This window comes from Zymomonas mobilis subsp. pomaceae ATCC 29192, from assembly GCF_000218875.1.
In the GTDB taxonomy this organism is placed as follows: Bacteria; Pseudomonadota; Alphaproteobacteria; order Sphingomonadales; family Sphingomonadaceae; genus Zymomonas; species Zymomonas pomaceae.
Map to the genome: position 1 here is coordinate 83434 of NC_015709.1, position 20977 is coordinate 104410.

21 protein-coding genes and 2 tRNA genes are annotated in these 20977 nt (G+C 43.7%); 12 read left to right on the plus strand and 11 right to left on the minus strand.

Annotated features, from left to right (window positions below; translation table 11 throughout):
• Positions 1 to 52: 52 nt before the first annotated feature.
• A complete protein-coding gene (locus ZYMOP_RS00380) occupies positions 53 to 1363 on the minus strand; it encodes a glycosyltransferase family 4 protein (RefSeq protein WP_013933381.1) in 1311 nt (436 codons plus the stop codon).
• 277 nt (positions 1364 to 1640) lie between these two features.
• Between ZYMOP_RS00380 and ZYMOP_RS00385 the strand changes: the two genes are divergently transcribed.
• Entirely contained in the window at positions 1641 to 2438 is a 798-nt protein-coding gene (locus ZYMOP_RS00385; protein WP_013933382.1) for an ABC transporter permease, read from the plus strand.
• Between the two features lie 139 nt (positions 2439 to 2577).
• Here the strand turns inward: ZYMOP_RS00385 and ZYMOP_RS00390 are convergent.
• Both ZYMOP_RS00390 and recJ read right to left on the minus strand, forming a co-directional pair.
• Positions 2578 to 2653 (minus strand) — tRNA-Glu (locus tag ZYMOP_RS00390).
• A 119-nt stretch (positions 2654 to 2772) separates the two neighbouring features.
• Positions 2773 to 4536: a single-stranded-DNA-specific exonuclease RecJ gene (gene recJ, locus ZYMOP_RS00395; protein WP_013933383.1), complete on the minus strand. Its 1764-nt coding sequence runs from the start codon at positions 4534 to 4536 to the stop codon at positions 2773 to 2775.
• 116 nt (positions 4537 to 4652) lie between these two features.
• On the opposite strand from recJ, the gene folE reads away from it, so the two are divergent.
• The gene (folE, locus tag ZYMOP_RS00400) at positions 4653 to 5258 is read left to right on the plus strand and encodes a GTP cyclohydrolase I FolE (RefSeq protein ID WP_013933384.1); all 606 of its coding nucleotides are present in this window, start codon (positions 4653 to 4655) and stop codon (positions 5256 to 5258) included.
• Between the two features lie 104 nt (positions 5259 to 5362).
• Complete coding sequence (gene dgcA / locus ZYMOP_RS00405; RefSeq protein WP_013933385.1) at positions 5363 to 6358, plus strand: N-acetyl-D-Glu racemase DgcA; 996 nt, start codon at positions 5363 to 5365, stop codon at positions 6356 to 6358.
• Positions 6359 to 6443: 85 nt separating this feature from the next.
• Here dgcA and rplI read toward each other — a convergent pair whose 3' ends face one another.
• The 3 genes from rplI to rpsF are packed head-to-tail and all read right to left on the minus strand — an operon-like array spanning position 6444 to position 7710.
• The gene (rplI, locus tag ZYMOP_RS00410) at positions 6444 to 7076 is read right to left on the minus strand and encodes a 50S ribosomal protein L9 (protein WP_013933386.1); all 633 of its coding nucleotides are present in this window, start codon (positions 7074 to 7076) and stop codon (positions 6444 to 6446) included.
• Between the two features lie 14 nt (positions 7077 to 7090).
• Positions 7091 to 7315: a 30S ribosomal protein S18 gene (gene rpsR / locus ZYMOP_RS00415; RefSeq protein ID WP_011241043.1), complete on the minus strand. Its 225-nt coding sequence runs from the start codon at positions 7313 to 7315 to the stop codon at positions 7091 to 7093.
• Positions 7316 to 7335: 20 nt separating this feature from the next.
• Positions 7336 to 7710, minus strand: a complete 375-nt coding sequence (rpsF, locus tag ZYMOP_RS00420) for a 30S ribosomal protein S6 (RefSeq protein ID WP_013933387.1) — start codon at positions 7708 to 7710, stop codon at positions 7336 to 7338.
• A gap of 529 nt (positions 7711 to 8239) precedes the next feature.
• Between rpsF and fabD the strand changes: the two genes are divergently transcribed.
• The 6 genes from fabD (at position 8240) to tatC (ending at position 12466) form a co-directional block, all read left to right on the plus strand.
• Positions 8240 to 9175: an ACP S-malonyltransferase gene (gene fabD / locus ZYMOP_RS00425; protein ID WP_013933388.1), complete on the plus strand. Its 936-nt coding sequence runs from the start codon at positions 8240 to 8242 to the stop codon at positions 9173 to 9175.
• Positions 9176 to 9256: 81 nt separating this feature from the next.
• A complete protein-coding gene (gene fabG / locus ZYMOP_RS00430) occupies positions 9257 to 9994 on the plus strand; it encodes a 3-oxoacyl-[acyl-carrier-protein] reductase (RefSeq protein ID WP_013933389.1) in 738 nt (245 codons plus the stop codon).
• A 134-nt stretch (positions 9995 to 10128) separates the two neighbouring features.
• Positions 10129 to 10791, plus strand: coding sequence for a hypothetical protein (locus ZYMOP_RS00435; protein WP_013933390.1), 663 nt, complete (start codon positions 10129 to 10131; stop codon positions 10789 to 10791).
• A 155-nt stretch (positions 10792 to 10946) separates the two neighbouring features.
• Positions 10947 to 11201 carry a twin-arginine translocase TatA/TatE family subunit gene (locus ZYMOP_RS00440; RefSeq protein WP_013933391.1) on the plus strand — a complete coding sequence of 85 codons (255 nt, stop codon included), beginning with the start codon at positions 10947 to 10949 and terminating at the stop codon, positions 11199 to 11201.
• A 105-nt stretch (positions 11202 to 11306) separates the two neighbouring features.
• Positions 11307 to 11684 (plus strand): Sec-independent protein translocase protein TatB, encoded by a 378-nt coding sequence (gene tatB / locus ZYMOP_RS09675; RefSeq protein WP_013933392.1) that lies wholly within the window; start codon positions 11307 to 11309, stop codon positions 11682 to 11684.
• Positions 11681 to 12466: a twin-arginine translocase subunit TatC gene (gene tatC / locus ZYMOP_RS00450; protein ID WP_013933393.1), complete on the plus strand. Its 786-nt coding sequence runs from the start codon at positions 11681 to 11683 to the stop codon at positions 12464 to 12466. The genes tatB and tatC overlap by 4 nt, the downstream gene beginning before the upstream one ends.
• A 65-nt stretch (positions 12467 to 12531) precedes the next feature.
• On the opposite strand, the gene ZYMOP_RS00455 is transcribed toward tatC, so the two are convergent.
• The 5 genes from ZYMOP_RS00455 to ZYMOP_RS00475 all read right to left on the minus strand — a co-directional run bounded on the left by ZYMOP_RS00455 (position 12532) and on the right by ZYMOP_RS00475 (position 17279).
• On the minus strand, positions 12532 to 12666 hold the full coding sequence (locus tag ZYMOP_RS00455) for an entericidin A/B family lipoprotein (RefSeq protein WP_013933394.1): 135 nt from the start codon (positions 12664 to 12666) through the stop codon (positions 12532 to 12534).
• A 309-nt stretch (positions 12667 to 12975) separates the two neighbouring features.
• Positions 12976 to 14508, minus strand: coding sequence for a sensor histidine kinase (locus tag ZYMOP_RS00460; RefSeq protein WP_252507424.1), 1533 nt, complete (start codon positions 14506 to 14508; stop codon positions 12976 to 12978).
• A gap of 141 nt (positions 14509 to 14649) precedes the next feature.
• The gene (locus ZYMOP_RS00465; RefSeq protein WP_252507425.1) at positions 14650 to 14850 is read right to left on the minus strand and encodes a NepR family anti-sigma factor; all 201 of its coding nucleotides are present in this window, start codon (positions 14848 to 14850) and stop codon (positions 14650 to 14652) included.
• A 406-nt stretch (positions 14851 to 15256) separates the two neighbouring features.
• The gene (locus tag ZYMOP_RS00470; protein ID WP_013933397.1) at positions 15257 to 16681 is read right to left on the minus strand and encodes a DEAD/DEAH box helicase; all 1425 of its coding nucleotides are present in this window, start codon (positions 16679 to 16681) and stop codon (positions 15257 to 15259) included.
• 142 nt (positions 16682 to 16823) lie between these two features.
• Complete coding sequence (locus ZYMOP_RS00475) at positions 16824 to 17279, minus strand: hypothetical protein (protein WP_041581609.1); 456 nt, start codon at positions 17277 to 17279, stop codon at positions 16824 to 16826.
• Between the two features lie 285 nt (positions 17280 to 17564).
• On the opposite strand from ZYMOP_RS00475, the gene pgi reads away from it, so the two are divergent.
• The 3 genes from pgi (at position 17565) to ZYMOP_RS00490 (ending at position 20879) form a co-directional block, all read left to right on the plus strand.
• A complete protein-coding gene (pgi, locus tag ZYMOP_RS00480) occupies positions 17565 to 19091 on the plus strand; it encodes a glucose-6-phosphate isomerase (RefSeq protein ID WP_013933399.1) in 1527 nt (508 codons plus the stop codon).
• A gap of 191 nt (positions 19092 to 19282) precedes the next feature.
• Positions 19283 to 20629 carry a glutathione-disulfide reductase gene (gene gorA, locus ZYMOP_RS00485; RefSeq protein ID WP_013933400.1) on the plus strand — a complete coding sequence of 449 codons (1347 nt, stop codon included), beginning with the start codon at positions 19283 to 19285 and terminating at the stop codon, positions 20627 to 20629.
• A 173-nt stretch (positions 20630 to 20802) separates the two neighbouring features.
• Positions 20803 to 20879: transfer RNA gene (locus ZYMOP_RS00490), tRNA-His, on the plus strand.
• Positions 20880 to 20977 lie beyond the last annotated feature (98 nt).

The following is a 20977-nucleotide window of genomic DNA, read 5'->3' on the forward strand; positions in this document are numbered from 1 at the left end:
CAAAAAGTAAAGCGCTTTGACAGGTTCAAAGCGCTTAAACTTCTTTTTCAAATTAAATTGAAAAACCGAATTCCTGATAAAAGTCTTTTAAGCGGTTTTTATAATTTTCCATTGAAAATTGCTCTGCCTGTAATGGGCCACGTTGCCGTAACGTTTTTACTAGATTAGCATCTTCTGCGATAGCACTTATCGCTTCTGCTAACGCATCAACGTCATAAGGATCAACTAAAAGCGCTGCCTCTCCAGCAATTTCCTGAATAGCGGGATGGGTTGAACTGATGACAGGCGTACCCAAGCTCATTGCCTCGGCGACCGGTAACCCGAAACCTTCAGCGATAGAAGGAAAGACTAAGGCCCGTGCGCCTTTAACGACACTGACAAGCTGGGAACGAGACATATAATCTAGCTGAATAATTTTTTTCTTTCCTGGTAAATCCCGATCCTTTAATTGTTCGATTAAAGCATGATCCTGTTCAGCACTCCAGCTCCGTCCGCTGACGATTACTAAAGGATATCCTGGACAATCCGCCGCCATATACGCTTCAATAAGACGCTTTACATTTTTCTTAGGCTCAATCGCTCCATAAAACAGAAAGTAATGGCCATATTCTAGGCCAAACAACCCATTTAAATCTCTCTCGACTAAATGTTCAGGACGATTTTTGAGAGCGTCTTCAAACCCTACTGCTTGATATAAATTGGTAACCTGGTTTTCTGGAGCCTTAAATAAACGGAGAATGTCTTGTCTAGAAGCTTCGGACACCGTTAAAATATGATCACCATTTTCAATAATTTGGCGAATAATTTGCCAATTCATGACTTTATCACTTCTATCCGCATAAGGATGGGTAAAAGGTACTAAATCATGAATGGTATAAAAATTGATGCTGCCAACAGATCTTATAGGAATAAGATGTGTCCAATGCATAATTTCTGGTTTATCTTCTAGGTCTATGGAAAGAAATTTATGAGAAGATTTGAAATAAGTCTTAGAAAAATTAAATATATTAGGGTAATTATAAATATAATTTAAATTATTATTAAGGTAGCTTAAGTTTCTTTTGTCTACAAAATCATTATCTGTAATTTTATATGGTACCGCATTATTGTTTTTATACTGATTAAGTAGACGATTAATAGTAGAAAATATTTTTTTTATTTTTTTGTTTGGTGTTTCTTCACAATAAAATAAAATTTCTTGAAGAATCTTGTTGTCTGAATTGTCAACATTTCTACCATATACGGCCCCAGTTTGATAACCTAAATTTTTTGCGGCTTCTAATAGTGAACGCGTATAAGACGCAATACCTGTGCCATGTTTTATCGCTAAATTAAGCCCATCCACAAAAATTTTATAAGTCATTCCAATGAGACCTTCGTGTTTATATATTATAGACTAGTATGTAAAAGTAATATACTTATAATTTGTTTTAATTAATGATATTAGTTTAGCCAAATATTTAATAGCTTAAAATAAAAAAATGATTCATGTATATAACAAATCTTCTTAATAATAAGATGCATCTTTATTAAAAGATAACCTTAAAAAAATATTTATTTAAATTTACATTAAAGTTATCTTTGTAAAATAGCAAAATTTAGAATGTAATTCTAAATTTTTGATATTAAGAGTAGGATATATGATAACAAACAGCCAATTATTTCGTGGATTACAAATACAGTGTCGTGTGATTGGAGCTCTTATTCTTAGAGAACTTCATACCCGTTATGGTCGAGAGAATATAGGATATCTATGGATAATCATAGAACCTATGCTTTTTGCTTCAGGTATCGGAATATTACATGCTGGGGCCGGTGGTTCAGAATTTGCGATGACGGATATCCGTCCTATCCCTTTTGCTCTTGTAGGTTATGGCACCTTTATTATTTTTAGAAATGTCGTGGGCCGAGCAGGGGGTACGATTGAAGCAAATGCACCGCTTCTTTACCATAGAATGGTAAGTATATTCGATATGTTGGTAGCGCGCACTTTACTTGAAGCTGCAGGTGTTATGAGCAGTGTCTTTATTTTATTATTTTTTACCTATTGTTTAGGGCTAGGTACTTTGCCAGCAAGGCCTGCTATACTTATTATTGGACAAATTTACATGACTTGGCTCTCATTTAGTCTAGCCATGATAGTTTGTGCTGCTACCCACGAGAATGCCACGCTAGAACGCCTGTTGCATCCGCTTATCTACTTTGCAATGCCGATATCAAATATATTTATTATGATGGAATGGATACCTAATCCTTATCGTGAGTGGATTGATTGGGTACCTATGGCGCAATGTGCAGAAATTGTGCGCTATGGACAATTTGAATCTGCTAGCAATAAATATTTTAGTTATGGATATATGAATTTAGTATGCATGACACTCACCTTAATCGGATTGTTATATTTACGATTAATTCGTAGACATGTCGTGCTTAATTAAAATTAATAGCTCAAAATTTAAAAGTTATTCTTAAATAGAATAGCTTTTAAATTTAGCAGATATTGGATAAATAAATATAATTTATTTTTAAGGAGATAGAAGCCTAAAACGACATTTGGCTTGTAGAAATAGCCTTGATTGGCGACCCCAACGGGAATCGAACCCGTGTTTTCGCCGTGAAAGGGCGATGTCCTAGACCGCTAGACGATGGGGTCGCTCGCGGCGTGAGGCGGTTGATATGGAGTTTATGGAATAAGGTCAAGAAGTTTTTTTTAAATTTTCTACTTTTTTTCAAAAACTTCTCGCCTATCCCTTATCATAAGACAAAATAGCCTTATTCCCATGAAACATCCTCTATATGAAACTGAACATCCTTGCGGCCATTCCATTCATTTGATTGCACTTTACCCGCTACCCATAAGTTTTTCTCCTTACCTGCCGATATTACAGCATGGGCAAGGGGGGTATCCATGACATTAAAGGCAATCCCTTTAAAACTTTTACCTTCGCGACCGACAAAAATAGCGGAAAGGTGTTTTTCTTTCAAAATTTGATAACGGATAACCCGAACCGGTCCGGTAACAACATGCGGCGAGGGCCAACCTGCCCCATAAGGCCCTCCCACTTCTAACGCGTCCACCAAAGATGTATTGATACCGCCAGCCGCTAAAACATCATCTACCAGCAAGGCTTTTTCCATTTGTGCCTTTTCGACCGCCTTTCGTAATCTTTCGATTAGAAAAGAGGTGAATGCTTCCAATTTATCTTTATGGACACTTAATCCTGCTGCCATAGCATGGCCGCCGCCATTAATAAGTAATCCCGCCTGCTTGGCTTCAAGAACCGCTGCGCCCAAATCTACCCCTGTAATCGAGCGGCCAGAACCTTTTCCTATACCTTCTTCATCCAAGCCGATGACGATAATAGGACAGCCGTGTTTTTGTTTTAAACGTCCTGCGACAATACCGATAACACCGGGATGCCATCCTTCCCCTGCAACAACGATAACAGGCTGATCACGTTGTTCTTCGCATAATATTTGCGCGGCCTCTGTGACGGCCTGTTCTATATCGCGTCTTTCCTGATTAAGGGTATTAAGTTCCTTGGCCAATTTTTGGCATTCTAGCGTATCAGAACTTGTCAGCAAGCGAACGCCCAAATCGGATTGACCGACACGCCCCCCCGCATTGATGCGAGGGCCTAAAGCAAAACCTAAATCATAAGGGGTAGGGGCATTGGAAACAGCTGCGACATCCAAAAGAGCCACTATCCCAGGACGCAATCTTTGCGCCATGACTTTTAGCCCTTGTGTAACAAAAGCTCTATTCAATCCATGAAGCGCCGCAACATCGGCAACCGTTCCCAGCGCGACCAAATCTAACATAGAAACTAAACGGGGTTCTGGACGGTCTAAAAAGTAACCTTTATTGCGCAAATACCTTAATAAAGCCGCCCCCAACAAAAACGCCACCCCCACAGCTGCCAAATGGCCATAAGCAGCGCCTGTCGTTTCTTCATCAAGCCTATTAGGATTAACAACCGCATAGGCCTTGGGTAATTCTGCCTGACATTGATGATGATCGACTACCAAAACATCAACACCAAGCGCTTTTGCCTCTTCCAAGGCTTCATAAGCTTGGGCACCACAATCAACGGTTACAATGAGCTGCGCCCCTTTTTGGGCTAATTTCTGCATAGCCCCAACCGACGGGCCATAGCCTTCTACAAGACGATCAGGAATATAATAGGCCGCTTCAACGCCTAATTGACGTAGCAGATCAATCATAAGGGCAGAAGAAGTCGCCCCGTCCACATCATAATCTCCGAAAATGACAATGGATTCTTTTTTATAAATGGCTAAAGCTAGACGTTCTGCCGCCCGATCCATATCCTGTAATAAAGAAGGGTCAGGCATAAATTCCCGAATAGTAGGATTACGATAAGCCTCTAATCCTTCTCGGGGACAACCCCGGGTTAAAAGTAATCGATCCACTAAATCTTCTAGTCGATTTTCCCCTATCCCCCCCATTCTTTGACCCCGCCACTGCCATGACTGACCTAAAACTGAATGAGAAACGCCACAGACTGGATTAGCCATAAATATCCCGAACTACTTTCATAAGACAAGATAACCATCATTGCCCCTCTATGCATGACATGATAGCGCAACAGGACTTATTAAGCCACAACCCCGAAATAGGACAAAATACGACAATGAAAGATAAACAAGATCTGGCGACCTTACATCCAGATCAGAACGTACCGGAAGAAATACAGGAGGCTATTCGTAGCCTAATCCGGTGGGTAGGTGATGATCCAGAACGGGAAGGCTTACTGGATACCCCAAAACGTGTTGCCAAGGCATGGAAAGCTTATTGTCGCGGCTATCAAGAAAATCCGGTCGATCATTTAGGTACCGTATTTGAAGAAGTCGGGGGTTATGACGATCTGGTTTTGTTAAAAGATATTCCTTTTTATTCCCATTGCGAACATCATATGGCGCCGATTATCGGTCATGCCCATATCGCCTATCTTCCTGATAAAAGAGTAGTGGGTATTTCTAAACTGGCCCGTGTTCTCAAAGGATACGCCCAACGTCTTCAAATTCAAGAGCGTCTCACGACCGAAGTTGCAGACTGCATCTGGAATGGCCTCCATCCTCATGGCGTAGCGGTTGTTATCGCCGCTACTCACAGTTGTATGTCTGCAAGAGGGGTAGAAACACCAGGCGTCTTGACGGTAACGAAGACAATGCGGGGCGTGTTTAAAACAGATATAGAGCGTCAAAAAATAGTATTAGGTCTAATGGGCGTCTCTTAATCTTTAAAGATAAAAGAAACTATCCTGCTTTTATTGGGAATTTTTTTCTCATAAAGTAGAAATAGTGATATGATGTTATAGCAAACAGCTATCGGGAATAGATTATGACAGCTATCCGCAGCCTTTCCATTATGGGTGAAAGCCTGCCGCTAAAAGCGCCTTTCCGGATTTCCCGTGGTGTTAAAAATGCGATTGATGTTATCGTAGCCAATATCAGTGAAGGCGGAATGACCGGGCGGGGGGAAGGTATTCCCTACGCCCATTATGGTCAAACAATTGAAAGCACTCTTATAGAGGCGAATTCAATCAGCCATAAAATCACTGAACATTATGGACGAGAGGCCATTTTATCCATGTTACCGGCAGGCCCTGCCCGTAACGCGATAGATTGTGCCTTATGGGACATCGAAGCCCGCATTTCAGGGCAAAGTGTTGCTGAAATAATGGGTATTCCAGAACTCAAACCCTTGGCGACGGCTATGACTGTTAGCCTTGATGATCCTGAGGTTATGGCCAGGGCAGCGGCCAAGCTAGCCTATTGTCCTGTTATAAAAGTAAAAGTGGATGCCCATAATCCGCAAGAATGCATTAAAGCTGTTCGCGATCAGGCACCCTCTGCACGTTTAATTGTTGATCCCAATGAAAGCTGGTCTTTTGAACTTTTAGAAAAGATACAGAATTTTCTAGCCGATGCCCGTGTGGCTTTATTGGAACAACCGCTGCCTACAGGTGAAGACGAAGGTTTATCTAACTTTACGCCTGCTGTTCCAATCTGTGCCGATGAAGCTTTTCATTCGGCAGATGATTTAGAGCATATCGCCGGTCGCTATCAGGTTATCAACATAAAACTGGATAAAACGGGTGGCTTAACCGCCGCCATTGAAATCATGAAACAAGCCCGCAGCCTTAATCTCAGCATTATGGTAGGCTGTATGGTGTGTTCATCGCTTTCTATTGCTCCTGCCTTTCATTTGGCCTCTCAGGCTGATTTCGTAGATCTCGATGGGCCGGATTGGTTGGTCCAAGATCGGAATGACGGTATGCTTATTGATAACGGCATTATTCATCCGCCAGCGCCTACTTTTTGGGGCGGCCCCTAAAATATATTATTGGCTTGAACGAAAAAAACCGCCTGAATTTTTCAGGCGGTTTTTTAACAAGAAGATTAAAACTTTTCAGAAGATATTAGAGTGACTCTTCTTCTGAATTCGTTTCTTCAGTATCGGCAGCATCAGCCGCTACTTCTTCCTCTTCCGTGACCAAACCCGGTTCTGCGTTTGGATCATAGTCTTCCGTAAAGCTTGCGCCATCACGTTCAAACATCTGATTCATGACGTCAACACCTTCAGCCTGAAGCTCGGCTTCTTCAGGTGAACGGGCCACATTGACCTTGATCACCACAGAAACTTCAGGATGAAGAGCGATACGGATTTCAGAAATACCGATAGACTTGATCGGACGATCAAGAACAATCTGATTTTTCGTTACTTTGGCTTCCGGTTTCACTTCAACCAAAGCTTCAACCAGATCGCGCGCAGAAACAGAACCATAAAGATGGCCGGTATTAGAAGCCTGACGGATCAGGGTAACCGTTACACCATTAATAGATTCTGATTCTTTTTCAGCATCCGTGCGACGGGCAGCATTTTCAGCTTCAATCTGGGCACGGTTAGCTTCAAAGATTTTACGATTGGCTTCATTAGCGCGTAAAGCCTTCTTCCGTGGAAGAAGAAAATTACGGGCATAGCCATTTTTTACGGCAACAACGTCACCGATATGACCGAGTTTCTCGATGCGTTCGAGCAGGATAACATCCATGGATCGGGCGCTCCTTACTTAACGATGAAGGGCAGAAGCCCGATGTGGCGGGCGCGCTTGATAGCACGGGCCAGTTCACGCTGCTTTTTAGCGGAAACCGCCGTGATGCGGCTAGGAACAATTTTGCCGCGCTCAGAAACAAAACCCTGAAGCAAACGAACATCTTTGTAATCAATCTTCGGTGCATCTTTTGCAGCAAAAGGGCAGCTCTTGCGGCGACGGAAGAAAGGACGTGCCATAATATTTTTTCCCTTCAGGCTCAGGCTGCATCACGATCGCGGCGGCGATCACTGCGGTTCGAGCGATCACGCTCACCACGACGCATCATGGCTGAAGGACCCTGTTCATGTTCATCAACACGGACGGTCATGTAACGGATCACATCTTCGTTAATCGCCATCTGACGTTCCAGCTCGCGGATAGCATCGGCTGGGGCATCAATATCCAGCATCACATAGTATGCCTTACGATTTTTCTGGATACGATAAGCAAGATTACGCAGACCCCAAATTTCGGTCTTTACGATCTTACCTTCTTTTTCTTCGATGATAGCAGTTGCCGCACTGGCAAGCCCATCAACCTGGGCCTGAGCCAGATCCTGACGGGCAAGAAACACATGCTCATAAAGAGGCATAGTCTGTCCTTAAATATTGGCCGATCGCTGACGTGGCACCATGCCAACGCCCCTCCGACTGTCGTTTACTTAATTTGGGCCATTAAAAATAACCGCCTCAAACTAAGACGATCATTAAAAGATCATTGTCTAAAAAAGTCTATAAAGACTCAATCATCCAAAAACGTCAGGTATCAATAATGCCTGATAAGTCGGGGGCAATGGCCTATTCTTCGTATTTTTGCAAGATGTTTATGGCCTTGAAAAAACTTCATCTGATAATAAAGTCTTTAAATAATCTGAAATTCTCCATAACAAGCCTGAAAAGCCGGTCTGCTTGATGGGTGGTCTTGTCAGTTTTATAACAGCAGGATAAGGCATTCTATCTTCGAGAGGCTTTTCCGGCTATCAATTTTTTTTAGCCTCTTAAGAGCCTACTCAAACTTAATTATATTTTATGCCCCTTGATGACAAAGGCTGGCATTTTCAAAAAACCGGCTCTTTATGCGGCCAAGATAACAAGAATTTATTGTAAGGGAACCCGAATATAATGCGTGCCTTTATTTTTCCGGGACAAGGTAGCCAAACTGTCGGTATGGGAAAAGCGCTGGCGGATGCCAGTGTCGCTGCCCGTCATGTTTTTGAAGAAGTCGATGAGGCGTTAAAACAGAATTTATTTCGCCTGATGACAGAAGGGCCAGAAGAAGGGCTGCGCCTTACAGAAAATGCACAACCGGCTATCATGGCCAATGCCTTGGCTGTTTTGGCCGTTTTGGAAAAAGAAGGCGGAATTCGTTTGACTGATAAAGCGGATTTTGTCGCAGGTCATAGCCTAGGAGAATATAGCGCGTTAGCAGCGGCGGATGCTTTTGATATTACGACAACAGCCCGTTTATTGAAACAGCGTGGACAGGCTATGCAGGCGGCTGTTCCTGTAGGTGAAGGCACGATGGCCGCTATCCTCGGTCTCGATCTGGAAGCGGTTGAAGCCATTGCCGCCGATGCAGCTCAAGGCGATGTTTGTCAGGCAGCTAATGATAATGCACCGGGACAAGTGGTTATCTCTGGCTCGGTTGCGGCTATCGAACGGGCGGTTTCACTGGCCAAAGAGCGGGGCGCGCGTCGGGCTGTCATGCTGGATGTTTCTGCCCCTTTCCACTGTAGTTTAATGCAGCCAGCTGCTGAAGTTATGGCTAAGGCTTTAAAAGCAATGCCGCCTCGGCAACCTGTCATTCCGGTTTTTGCGAATGTTTCGGCAACGGCTGAAAGTGATCCCAAAAAAATCACCGAATTGTTAATTGAACAAATTACAGGTCGGGTTCGTTGGCGTGAATCTATTGCGGCTATGGCTGAAGCGGGGGTGGATGAATTTGTAGAATTCGGAGGTAAAGTTTTATCGCCGATGATTCGCCGTATCGCACCGGATAGCAAAGCCATCAGTTTGGTCACGCCTGCGGACATCGAAAACTTTGCTGCTCACTTATAATTACCCGCAAAAATAGCCTTATTTCTTTTGGAAAAAGCTGGAAAATAGCCAAAAAGCTCTTTTCTGGCAGGAGAATAGAGTATGTTCAGTCTTGAAGGCATGACCGCGCTTGTAACCGGCGCTTCTGGTGGTATTGGTTCCGTTATTGCTCAAAAATTGGCCGAGCAGGGGGCGCGCGTGGCGCTTTCTGGCACAAGAGAACAGGCCTTAGCAGAAGTCGCCGCCACTTTACCTCATGATCCGGCCATATTTCCGGCCAATCTTGGCGATAAAGAAGACGTTGAAAAACTGATTCCTTCGGTTTTGGAAAAATTTGGTAAAATTGATATCTTAATCAATAACGCGGGCATTACCCGTGATGGATTGGCCATGCGGATGAAGGATGAAGACTGGCAGCAGGTTCTTTCGGTTAATCTGGAATCCGCTTTTCGTCTTAGTCGGGCAGCCATTAAGCCCATGATGAAGGCACGCTTTGGCCGTATTATCGGCATTACCTCTGTTGTAGGCTTAACGGGCAATGCCGGACAGGCCAATTATGCAGCAGCCAAGGCCGGTATGATTGGTATGTCAAAATCATTGGCACGGGAAGTCGCCAGTCGAGGGATCACGGTAAACTGCGTTGCCCCCGGTTTCATTGCTACTAAAATGACAGATGCCCTTTCCGATCAACAAAAGGACAGCATCAAAAGCCAAATTCCGGCAGGCAAATTCGGAACCGGTGAAGATATTGCCGCGGCTGTCATTTATTTATCATCGCGTGAAGCCGGATATGTGACGGGTGAAACCCTGAATATCAATGGCGGCATGGCGATGATCTAGGGCGGATATTAAAACCTATAAAAAGACAGGAAAAAAGGCGATTATATTCTTATTTTGCGCTCTTTTCTGGTCTTTTGGTATAATGTCCGTTATTTATCTTGGCGTTTTTTATCCCGTCGTTATCAGGGGGTCACTTGTCTCTTTTTAAGCCTAGATCTGCACTTCTCCTAGCAACACCGCTTTTTTCTTTGTTGCTGGGCGGTTGTGTCGTCCATCATGGTCAGTTTGATGAAATGGGCGCTATGACGGTAAAACGCAGCAGTTGTCCGGCCGTGGCGGTGCCTGATTATACGGGCGATATAACGCTGTTTGATCCACCGGATAGCCGAACGGCTTCTGCTTTGGATGTGGATGCCGTCATTACCCGTCTAAGGCCGCATTGTGATGAACCCCCTTATGGCGCGATTGTAACCCATTTAACGTTCACGGTTCAGGCGAGAAGGCGGCATGTCGGCGGCGCTCGGGATGTGACCTTGCCTTATTTCGTGGCCGTGATGCGGGCAGGGACAAGATTGCTTTCCAAACAAATGGGCAGTGTAACCGTTCATTTTGAACCCGGTCAGCTAACGACCGATACCGAAGTGACGGCGACTTCTGCAATTGATCACGAATCTGCCACTTTACCACGCAGTATTCTTCATCAGTTAAATAAACCACGGCTGGCAACCGATTTAGATGCTTCCATTGATCCAACAAATGACCCAAAAGTCCGGGCCGCTATGAAAGAGGCTAGCTTTGAAATGTTGGTAGGTTTTCAGTTAACAGAGCCTCAATTAGCCTATAATGCGACCAGATAACATTATTTTAGAATAATTCTCTGGCATTTTGCTCGGAAAGCGCCTGATAAAAAATCAGGCAAATAAAATGGGTATCTTCTGGTAGAAGGAAGCTTTTTCCTTCATTATAGAGTATAAGATTATTGCCCTGTTTAGGGGCTAGGGAGACATTCGCTATGGGCGGCATGAGTATTACGCATTGGATTATCGTTGCAGTCGTCGTCATGATTTTATTCGGGAAAGGGCGCTTTTCTGATATGATGGGCGATGTTGCAAAAGGTATTAAAAGCTTCAAAAAGGGCATGGCAGAAGATGATTCTACGCCACCGGCCCCACCGGTAGCCCCTGCACCAAGATTGGAAAATCAACCCCTTCCACCTGAAACCAACAGCACGACTACGGTTCAAGGTACCAAGGAAGAAAGACGATAAAGCTTTGTTACTATTTACATTCTGACAAAATTTATTTCTGAAAACGATCAGAAAGTCTGCATAATGGGCTTTCTATCCTTATTGAATGATCGTGCGGATTTTTAAATGTTTGATGTCGCTCCCTCTGAACTTTTACTGGTAGCCTTGGTGGCCTTAGTGGTTATCGGCCCAAAGGATTTACCGCGTGCTATGCGTGTTGTCGGGCGTTGGATGGGGAAAGCACGAACGCTTAGCCGTCATTTTCGGTCTGGTGTTGATGAAATGATTCGTCAGGCCGAAATGGAAGAGATGGAAAAGCGGTGGGCTGAAGAAAACGCTAAATTATTGGCCGAAAGTCAAAGTGAAGCGACCGAACCTCAACCTCAACCCGCCGTCGTTGCTGAGACTGTGCCTGTTCCCGATCATAAAACCCCTGTTGTCTTAGAGAAAACTTCTGAAAATTCCTTGAAAGAAAAATCGGGTCAGCAGGAAAAACAATCATGAGCGAAACAGAGGATATTATAGGCGTCGATGACAGTCGCGCGCCGTTGCTTGAACATCTGCTCGAATTACGTAAACGGCTATTGGTTAGTATCGTTGCCTTAGGGGCAGCCTTTCTGCTCTGTTTACATTTTTCTAGGTCTATTTTTGCGTTTCTGGTTCAGCCCCTCCTAAAGGCAGGACAGGGACGTTTAATCTATACCGATATTTTTGAAGCTTTTTTCGTCGATATTAAAGTAGCCTTTTTCGCCGCTATTATGTTGGCCTTTCCTATCATTGCCATGCAAATCTGGCGTTTTGTAGCGCCGGGATTATATGCCAATGAGAAAAGGGCTTTCTTGCCTTTTCTGATTATGACGCCCGTTTTATTTTTATCGGGTGCGGCTATGGCCTATTATTTAGCTATGCCGATAGCTCTGCATTTTTTGTTGGGCTATCAAGGGAATATTGGTGGTGTCGAACAGACAGCTTTACCGGCTGTTGGGAATTATCTTAATTTCGTTACAAAATTCATTTTCGGCTTTGGGGTGGCCTTTTTACTTCCACTTTTGCTGCTTCTTTTAGAACGCGCCGGTTTTGTCACGCGACAACAACTTGTTGCAGGACGACGCTATGCGATTGTCGCGGCTGTAGCGATTGCAGCGGTTTTAACACCGCCGGATATTGTTTCTCAATTGTTATTAGGCGGGCCTTTAATCCTACTTTATGAAATGGCTCTAGTCGCTATGTGGTTTAGCGAGAAGCGACGTAATAAAGAAGATAAAGAGACCGCTTTGGTCGATTAACCCTAACATACATAAGGCCGCTTCCTGTAAAGAAGCGGCCTTTGTTATAATGAAGTTTAACGGACTTATTTATGGCGTTCTGCACTATTAGCCATAGACTGCCCCGCCGAGGACATGTCCTGCCCAAAACCCTGAACTGTATTGCAGGCGCTCAAGCCTAAAAGGCTGGAAGCAATAAACAGACCTATAAGAACACGCATTTCTTTTCCTCACAAAGCGTAGAGTTTTCTCTCTGCGCCTTCTTCCAAAAATAAATAATAAAAATCTCACAGGCTATAAAGCTGTAAGCCAAATATCATTCTTTACCAAAATTATATGAACAACGGATGATAAATGCAGAAAAGAGAGACCTGGAATGTCAGTGAGGGGGAGGGAAACATTCCAGGTCTTTAGCATCGGATAGTCGGGCTAAGGGGGATAAGCCTACCAACCATCTTGATAAAAAAACTACCTTTCCAATAGAAAGTTCCGTCAAAATATTTTTTAATGAAAATTATTATCAATAGTAATTATGAAGGCAGAATATCAATATCATAGTGAAAATAGCCTTCATCTTCTTTGTCAGAAAATTTGCCGCCTAGTTGTCGACCAAAGGCATTGATAATTCTTTTTATAATTTCACTATCTTTCGCTGTAGACAACTGCTTAATCGCCTCGGATTCTATGGTTAAAGTAGCCTTGGAAGAGGTCTTATCCTCTGATGATTGGCGATGAAGCGTAATTTTCAAAGGCAAAATAATATCCAAGGATAACGCAAAATCAGCGATTTCAACTATGATAAAAGCAATAGGCATTGCCTTTTCCAAGGGAACCGAGGCATCGTCAATATCGGTTTCGACATGAAAATTTTTCGCTGTAGAAGGCAAGTTTGTTTGAAGACTGCGCACCAGATCCTTAATCATTAAAGGAAGATCTAGGCCATAGCCTAAATCAAGCTGGTTATAATATTGCCTTTGAACAATAGCCAAAGCATCGACCCGCCTTTGAATGGCGGTATAAGTGGCCTTTTCTCGTGCCGATTGGGCTCTACGGCTATGAATACTCAGCAGACTAGCGACAACTTGAAGATTGTTTTTTACGCGATGGTGCACTTCTCGTGTCAGCATTTTTTGATGCTCAAGCGCTATTCTTAAAGCACGCTCATGAGAAGCAAGGCGTACAGCCACGTGATAGAATGCCTTGCTGACCTGCCTGATTTCTTTTGCTGCACCCAAAGAAGCCGGCTTTATTTCGCTAATTTCTCCGCTTTGTCCATAATCTGTGATGGCTTTTTGCATTCGGCGTAAAGGTCTGAGCAGCATGTAATGCATAACGAGCCAACCGATAATAGCCGTCGAGAACCAGATAAGTATGGGTAACAAAATGAAAAATAAGTCTAATTCTCGAAAAGGGGGTAAATTATTATCATAGATAAGGGTGGCCATACCGCCAAAAGTCGGGACAACAATAGGATGGCTATGTTTCAATAGGCGCTGTTCAGGATAAAGCAGCGGTAAAATCTGACTGTCCTTAGTCAGAAATAAGCCTGCGCCTTCAGGCGTAACCTTTTTATTTATCATCTGAAAAAGAGATTTTTGTCCGATTTCGCCAATAACAATATATTTGGAAAGCGGGTATCGCCCCCCTAAAAAGGTAAATTGTAATTTACCTTCTTTCTCTAATATATCCACATTATAGAAATTAGCTTGGCTAGTCGGCTTAAACGGTAAGGCGATAGCCGTTTTCCCACTGAAATGCTCGCTTTTACAGACAATATGCCCAGAAGTGTCCATAAGGGCATAATCAACAAAGACAAAAGATAAACTGTAAAGATGGTTTATAAGTGGCGTGCACTGTACCGTATCGCCATAGTCGTAACTGCCTTCTTCATCCAAGGCATTACGGGCATCATATGCTAAGATGTCGATCGCATCATCAAGCGTTCGGGCACTTTCCGTGGCGACGAGCTGCGCTTCTTTTTTAAGATTGATTCGGTACTGATGGGAAGAGGCAAAAAAAGCCTCTAGAGCGATAAAGCTGGGCGGCATTTGTGCCAGGCTCAAGACTATGAGCATCCGCAACCAAGTCGGCAATGCGACAAAGCGAAGAAATAACCTTCGGGTAAATTTCGGCCTTTTTAGTAGGATCTGCGAAGGCTTCTTGTTGAAAAATGCCTTCATATATTATCCATCCGTGCCGATGCTTCAGTTTAGCTTTGCCAGAAGAGCCAGTAAATCTTCGGGAATGCTTTCTTCCACTGTTTTTTGGTAGGCATTCCGCAAAGCATAACCAATTGCATTTTTCCGGTCTTCTGCCGGTTTTGCCGATTCATCAGCATGCGAGGCATGGTCGGAAGAAGAAGGTACTTCCTCTGATACTGGCCTTTTATGTTTTTCTACTGTCATGCTGCCATGCATCTTGTTAGTGCGTATTATATCGGATTATATCGGATTTGGTTCAATTTTCAAAAATTCAGTCACTTCCTTCTTATAATATCTATCCCTGCTGTCTAGAATCATTATAAAAGTTTTAGATAAGGGCATCTAAAAGATACTCTTATTAAAAAGCTATCAGAAAATGAAGAAAATCTGTTAGACTGAACAGTCCCCTTTGCATCGAAAATTACCGATCAGCGATCTTATAAAAAAGATAACCAACCCATATAAAAGAAACAAAATATGCTAAAATTTGTTCCTCTCTTCTTCAATGAAGGGCACTGATTTTCTTTATTTTTTTTAAAATTTAACTATTCAATCCGTAAATTAGGAAAAAAATATTTTTTTTTAAAATTAATATAAAGTTAAAAAAAATTTATTTTTTTGGGGTTCTTGCGGTCGTTTTGGGAATAGCTTGCATTAAGAAAAGCGGAACCGGGCCATTCCATTCCATAATTGTTTCTATTTTAGTCAGTGATTTGGATGAATTTTCCGAAAGAAGAGGTTGTTGCTCGGCAATACTATGTCCAACACTTGCCTTCTTTTCAAATTTTGGTGCTTTGGGCGGTAGGTTTTTAGAAATCTTTTCTTCGTCCTTGGGACGCTGAGATTGCGTTCTTGTCCTTGTTTTTCGTGTTTTAGCTGGTTCCGAATCGACTGCTTTCGCCGATGCAATTTCGACTTCTTTTTCTGATCCAGACCGCGGAATGGTGGTACCTATCAAGGCTTCAATCGCTTCAATCGCTTCTTTATCACTAGGTGTAACAAAGGTAACGGCTATGCCACTAGCCCCGCCTCGCCCTGTGCGCCCAATACGATGGACATAATCATCTGGATGAGAGGGGACATCAAAGTTAAAGACATGGCTAATCCCTTTGACATCCAATCCACGTGCCGCAACATCCGACGCGACCAAGAGATTGATAGCGCCATTACGAAAGCGATCTAACTCACGGATACGTTCAGACTGATTCATATCCCCGTGAATTTGACCAACTGAAAAGCCGTGTTCTTCCAAGGTGCGGGCCAGCTGACTAACGGTTGTTTTACGATTACAAAAAACAATCGCTGTATGGTCAGCGATATTATCCAATATGTCACAAAGCTTCTTCTTTTTGGATCGAGAAGAAACTTCTACTATTTGTTGTTCTATCAGGCTGTTAGCCGTCGCCGGTCTGCTTATTTCAAGCTGACGGGGATTGGTCAAAAAGCGATCCGCTAATTTCTTAATAGCCGGTGGCATAGTAGCTGAAAATAGTAAGGTCTGTCGGGTAGAAGGAAGCTTGGTACATATCGTTTCAATATCGGGAATAAAGCCCATATCCAGCATTCTATCCGCTTCATCGATAACCAGCAGTTCACAGCTGGAAAGCAGAATTTTTCCTCTTTCAAATAAATCTAAAAGCCGCCCGGGGGTGGCAATCAAAACATCGACACCTTTTTCAAGCGCTGCTTGCTGATCCGCCATCGGTACCCCACCGATCAACAAGGACATCGATAATTTGTGATACTTGCCATATTTTTCGAAATTTTCAGCCACTTGGGCCGCTAATTCACGGGTTGGCTCTAAAATCAAAGAGCGAGGCATCCGTGCCCGACAACGCCCATGCGCCAGAATATCAATCATAGGGAGCACAAAACTAGCTGTTTTTCCGGTGCCTGTCTGTGCAACAGCAATTAAATCCCGCATCATCAGGACTGCTGGGATAGCGGTTTCCTGAACAGGGGTTGGCTCTTGATAGCCAAGATCTGCTACGGCTTGCAGGAGTTCTTTTGAAAGGCCGAGATCGGCAAAGTTCATGAAATATCCGACCAGAAACAGGCGATACCCTCCATGGATATCGCAGATTATCGAAGGGGTGCGGCAACTACTACGCCGCGTCAAGCGAAGCTTTGCTATAGCAACGGATATCCAACCCCGCAAATCAAAGTAAAATTTTATTTCAGTGTTTTAAGACACCTTCAACAAATCTGAAACGGTGAATCAAACATTCTCCACCCCATCTAGCATAAACGGGATCGCGTTTCGCGCATATTTGCCCATCCTGTCCAGCGCGCACATAAAAGCCTGAATAAAAATCTAATGCAGGACAGTGCTCCAGATGCGCCCTTATTCTATGCCCGCCCCGTAAAATCAAATCAACACTATCTCGTTCAGACATCGCCGCCGCCCCGACATCTTCCGGCGCAATACATTTTGGCCCTTTAGATTCTTTCCATATCGTTTCTGGCGGTGGAATCATTTTACCCTCTGGGGGTAAACCTCTTGGCGGACGATCCTTCATATTGTGCATATTAAGATGGATTTCCATAATGCCGACAGGAGGCGCGTGATGAAGAGGGGTCGCTAATACTGAGAAAGGAAGAAAGAAGAACCCGAAAGAGATAGGGCGGAACAAGTATCCTAATCCTTTCGTTATAAACGGCATAATATTGTCATAAGACCTCAACGTTTCTCCTTACTCTTTCTAATATATGACCAATAAATGATGAATTTTCGATGAATCTATTGGGCTCAATCCAGAAAATCCATGAAGCCGAAAGGCAACCTTTCTACGCGATTATTCTTTTCAGTTTTCGTGGTTCGTCTTACTATATACTTCCCTTTAATAGAGACGGCGTTTACACCTGTCTTTTGAAGAGGGATAAAAATATAGAAGTCTTCACTTTTAGGAGAGTGTATTGTGACAAGAATTGCTAATAAAGCTGCCATAGATTCAGCTTGGAAGCAAATAAGTGATTGTCCGGAAAAAACTTTAAAACAGCTTTTTGAAGAAGACAGTAACCGCCTTGCTAGTTTGGTGGTAGAGACCGCAAGCTTGCGTTTTGATTTTTCTAAAAATCATCTCGACACGCCTAAGCTGACTGCCTTCAAAAAGCTGTTGGAAAGTTGTGATTTTGATGCAAGAAGAAAAGCTCTTTTTGCCGGTGAAAAAATCAATATCACAGAAAATCGCGCGGTAGAGCATATGGCCGAGCGCGGTCAGGGTGCCCCTGAAAGTGTTAAACGGGCTAAAGAATATCATGCCCGTATGCGTTCTTTGATCGAAGCGATTGACTCAGGTGCTTTTGGAGAGGTTAAACATCTTCTTCATATCGGTATTGGTGGTTCGGCGCTTGGTCCAAAATTATTAATCGACGCTTTGACGCGGGAAAGCGGTCGCTATGATGTAGCCGTTGTCTCCAATGTTGATGGTCAGGCCTTAGAAGAAGTCTTCAAAAAATTTAATCCACATCATACATTGGTCGCGGTTGCCTCTAAGACCTTTACTACCGCTGAAACCATGCTGAACGCAGAATCCACCATGACGTGGATGAAAAAGCATGGCGTTGAAGACCCTCAGAGTCGGGTTATCGCCCTTACGGCTAATCCGGCAAAGGCTTCTGAATGGGGTATTGATGATACCCGTATCCTGCCTTTTGCGGACAGTATTGGCGGTCGTTATTCGCTGTGGTCTTCTATTGGCTTCCCTGCGGCTTTAGCGCTGGGTTGGGAAGGCTTTGAAGCCTTACTCAAGGGCGGTGCCGCTATGGATCGCCACTTTCTTGAAGCGGCTCCTGAAAAAAATGCCCCTATTCTGGCCGCTTTTGCCGATCAGTATTACAGCGCTATTCGCGGTGCTCAGACGCATGGCATTTTTGCCTATGATGAACGCTTACAGTTGTTGCCTTTCTATCTCCAACAGTTGGAAATGGAATCCAATGGTAAGCGCGTCGATCTGGACGGTAATCTGATTACGCATCCCAGCGCCTTTATCACATGGGGTGGGGTAGGTACTGATGCCCAACATGCTGTTTTCCAGCTGTTACATCAAGGTACTCGTCTGGTTCCAATCGAATTCATCGCGGCTATCAAGCCGGATGATACCCTTGAACCGACCCATCACAAAACCTTGCTGACCAATGCCTTTGCCCAAGGGGCCGCTTTAATGAGTGGTCGTGACAACAAAGATCCTGCGCGGTCTTATCCGGGTAACCGTCCTTCAACCACCATTTTGATGGATGAATTAAGACCGGCTCAGTTGGGTGCTTTGATTGCCTTTTATGAACATCGTACTTTTGTTAACGGCGTAATATTGGGCATTAACAGCTTCGATCAGTTTGGTGTCGAATTGGGCAAGGAAATGGCCCATGCCATTGCCGATCATCCAGAAGATGCTGAAAAATTTGATCCTTCAACGCGGGCTTTGATTGCCACCGCTTGGAAATAATATGCCTTGACGATGTCAATTCGTTCAATGGCTCTGATCGTGATCCTTAACTGGATTTCATAATCGGAAATGTTCATTCTTTCCGTCATATTTAGTCAGTATCTGCCTTAAAAGTAGATACTGACTATTCGGTTTTCTGATAGCAGATATATAATTTGCTATCAGAATTCTTTGACAGAGAAAGAGCGATTATGACGACTTATGATGTCGATCTGTTTGTTATTGGTGCGGGTTCCGGCGGTGTGCGGGCCTCTCGGGTGGCGGCTTCTTATGGCGCTTCGGTCGCTATCGCCGAAGAATATCGTGTAGGGGGTACCTGTGTCATACGGGGCTGTGTTCCCAAAAAAATGCTTTATTATGCAGCAGATTTTGCATCCGATGTTGCCAAGGCTGATCGGCTAGGCTGGCAATTTACAGATAAAAAATTCGATTGGCCTCATCTGCGCGATGTTATTCTTTCGGATGTTCAACGTTTGGAGGGTCTCTATACCCAGACACTGAACAATAATAATATCAAAATTTATCAAGAACGCGCTGTTATCGAAGGCCCCCACCAAATTGGCTTGGCAAGCGGTAAAAAAATTAAAGCGCGGCATATTCTTGTTGCGGTCGGTGCCGAGCCTGCACGTTTGGACATCCCCGGGGCTGAATTAGCGGTGACTTCCAATGAAATGTTCTTGCTGCCAGAATTACCCAAAAGGGCGGTTGTTATTGGTGGTGGCTATATTGCTAATGAATTTGCGGGGATATTAAACAGTTTTGGGGTTAAAACCGTCGTTGCGACGCATGGCGACATCATTCTGCGCGGTTATGAGCAAGAAATGGCGCAACGCTTGGTTGAAATCGGTCAGGCGCATGGCATCCATTATCAGTTTAACGCAGCATTAAGCAGCATTGTCCGTGAAAATGATGGCAGTCTAACCGCTACCTTCTCGAACGGGACTAAAATCGAAACTGATCTCGTCTTATTCGCTATCGGGCGTATACCTAATAGTAAAAATCTTGGATTAGAAGCCGCACATGTTGCCTTGGATAAAAAAGGAGGCATCATTGTTAACGAAGAAAACCATAGTAGTTGCTCTTCTATTTATGCGGTTGGAGACGTAACCGATCGTGTCCAATTGACACCGGTTGCTATTCGCGAAGGCCAAGCTTTTGCTGATCGCGTTTTTGGCAATAAAAAAGCTTCGGTGGATTATACCACTATTCCGACGGCAGTATTCTCGCATCCCCCCTTGGCAAGCGCAGGTCTGACCGAAGAAGAAGCGCGGGCTGAATATAAAAATATCAAAATTTATAAATCCAGTTTCCGCCCTATGCGCAATGCCTTAATAGGCAGCGATGATCGCGCGCTTTATAAAATGATTGTGGACGGTCACAGTGATAGGGTGCTCGGCTTACATTTAATTGGACCAGATTCGCCTGAAATCGTGCAATTGGCTGCGGTCGCTATCAAAGCGGGCCTAACAAAACAGGATTTCAACGATACAATCGCATTGCATCCAACCAGCGCTGAAGAATTAGTTCTTTTACGTTAATCATCTAAATTTCGGGCCTTATAACAGGCAAAAAAAGGCAGTTAAGAAAAAAAATTCTCTTTTTTATCCTGCTTTTCTGTAAATAGTCTTGACCTAAACCCCAACTCTATTTAATTGAGCCGGACATTCACGGACAACCTTAAACCATCTGTTGTCCGGTTCAATGCCTTATGGCGGTCGTAGCTCAATTGGTTAGAGCGCCGGTTTGTGGTACCGGAGGTTGCGGGTTCAATTCCCGTCGATCGCCCCATTTTTATAATAATAACTTCTCTTTAATTGGCTAATTTAATAGTTGTTCCTTGCTGAACAAAGATAATTCTACTTGCAGAAATGATCATATCGTGATTG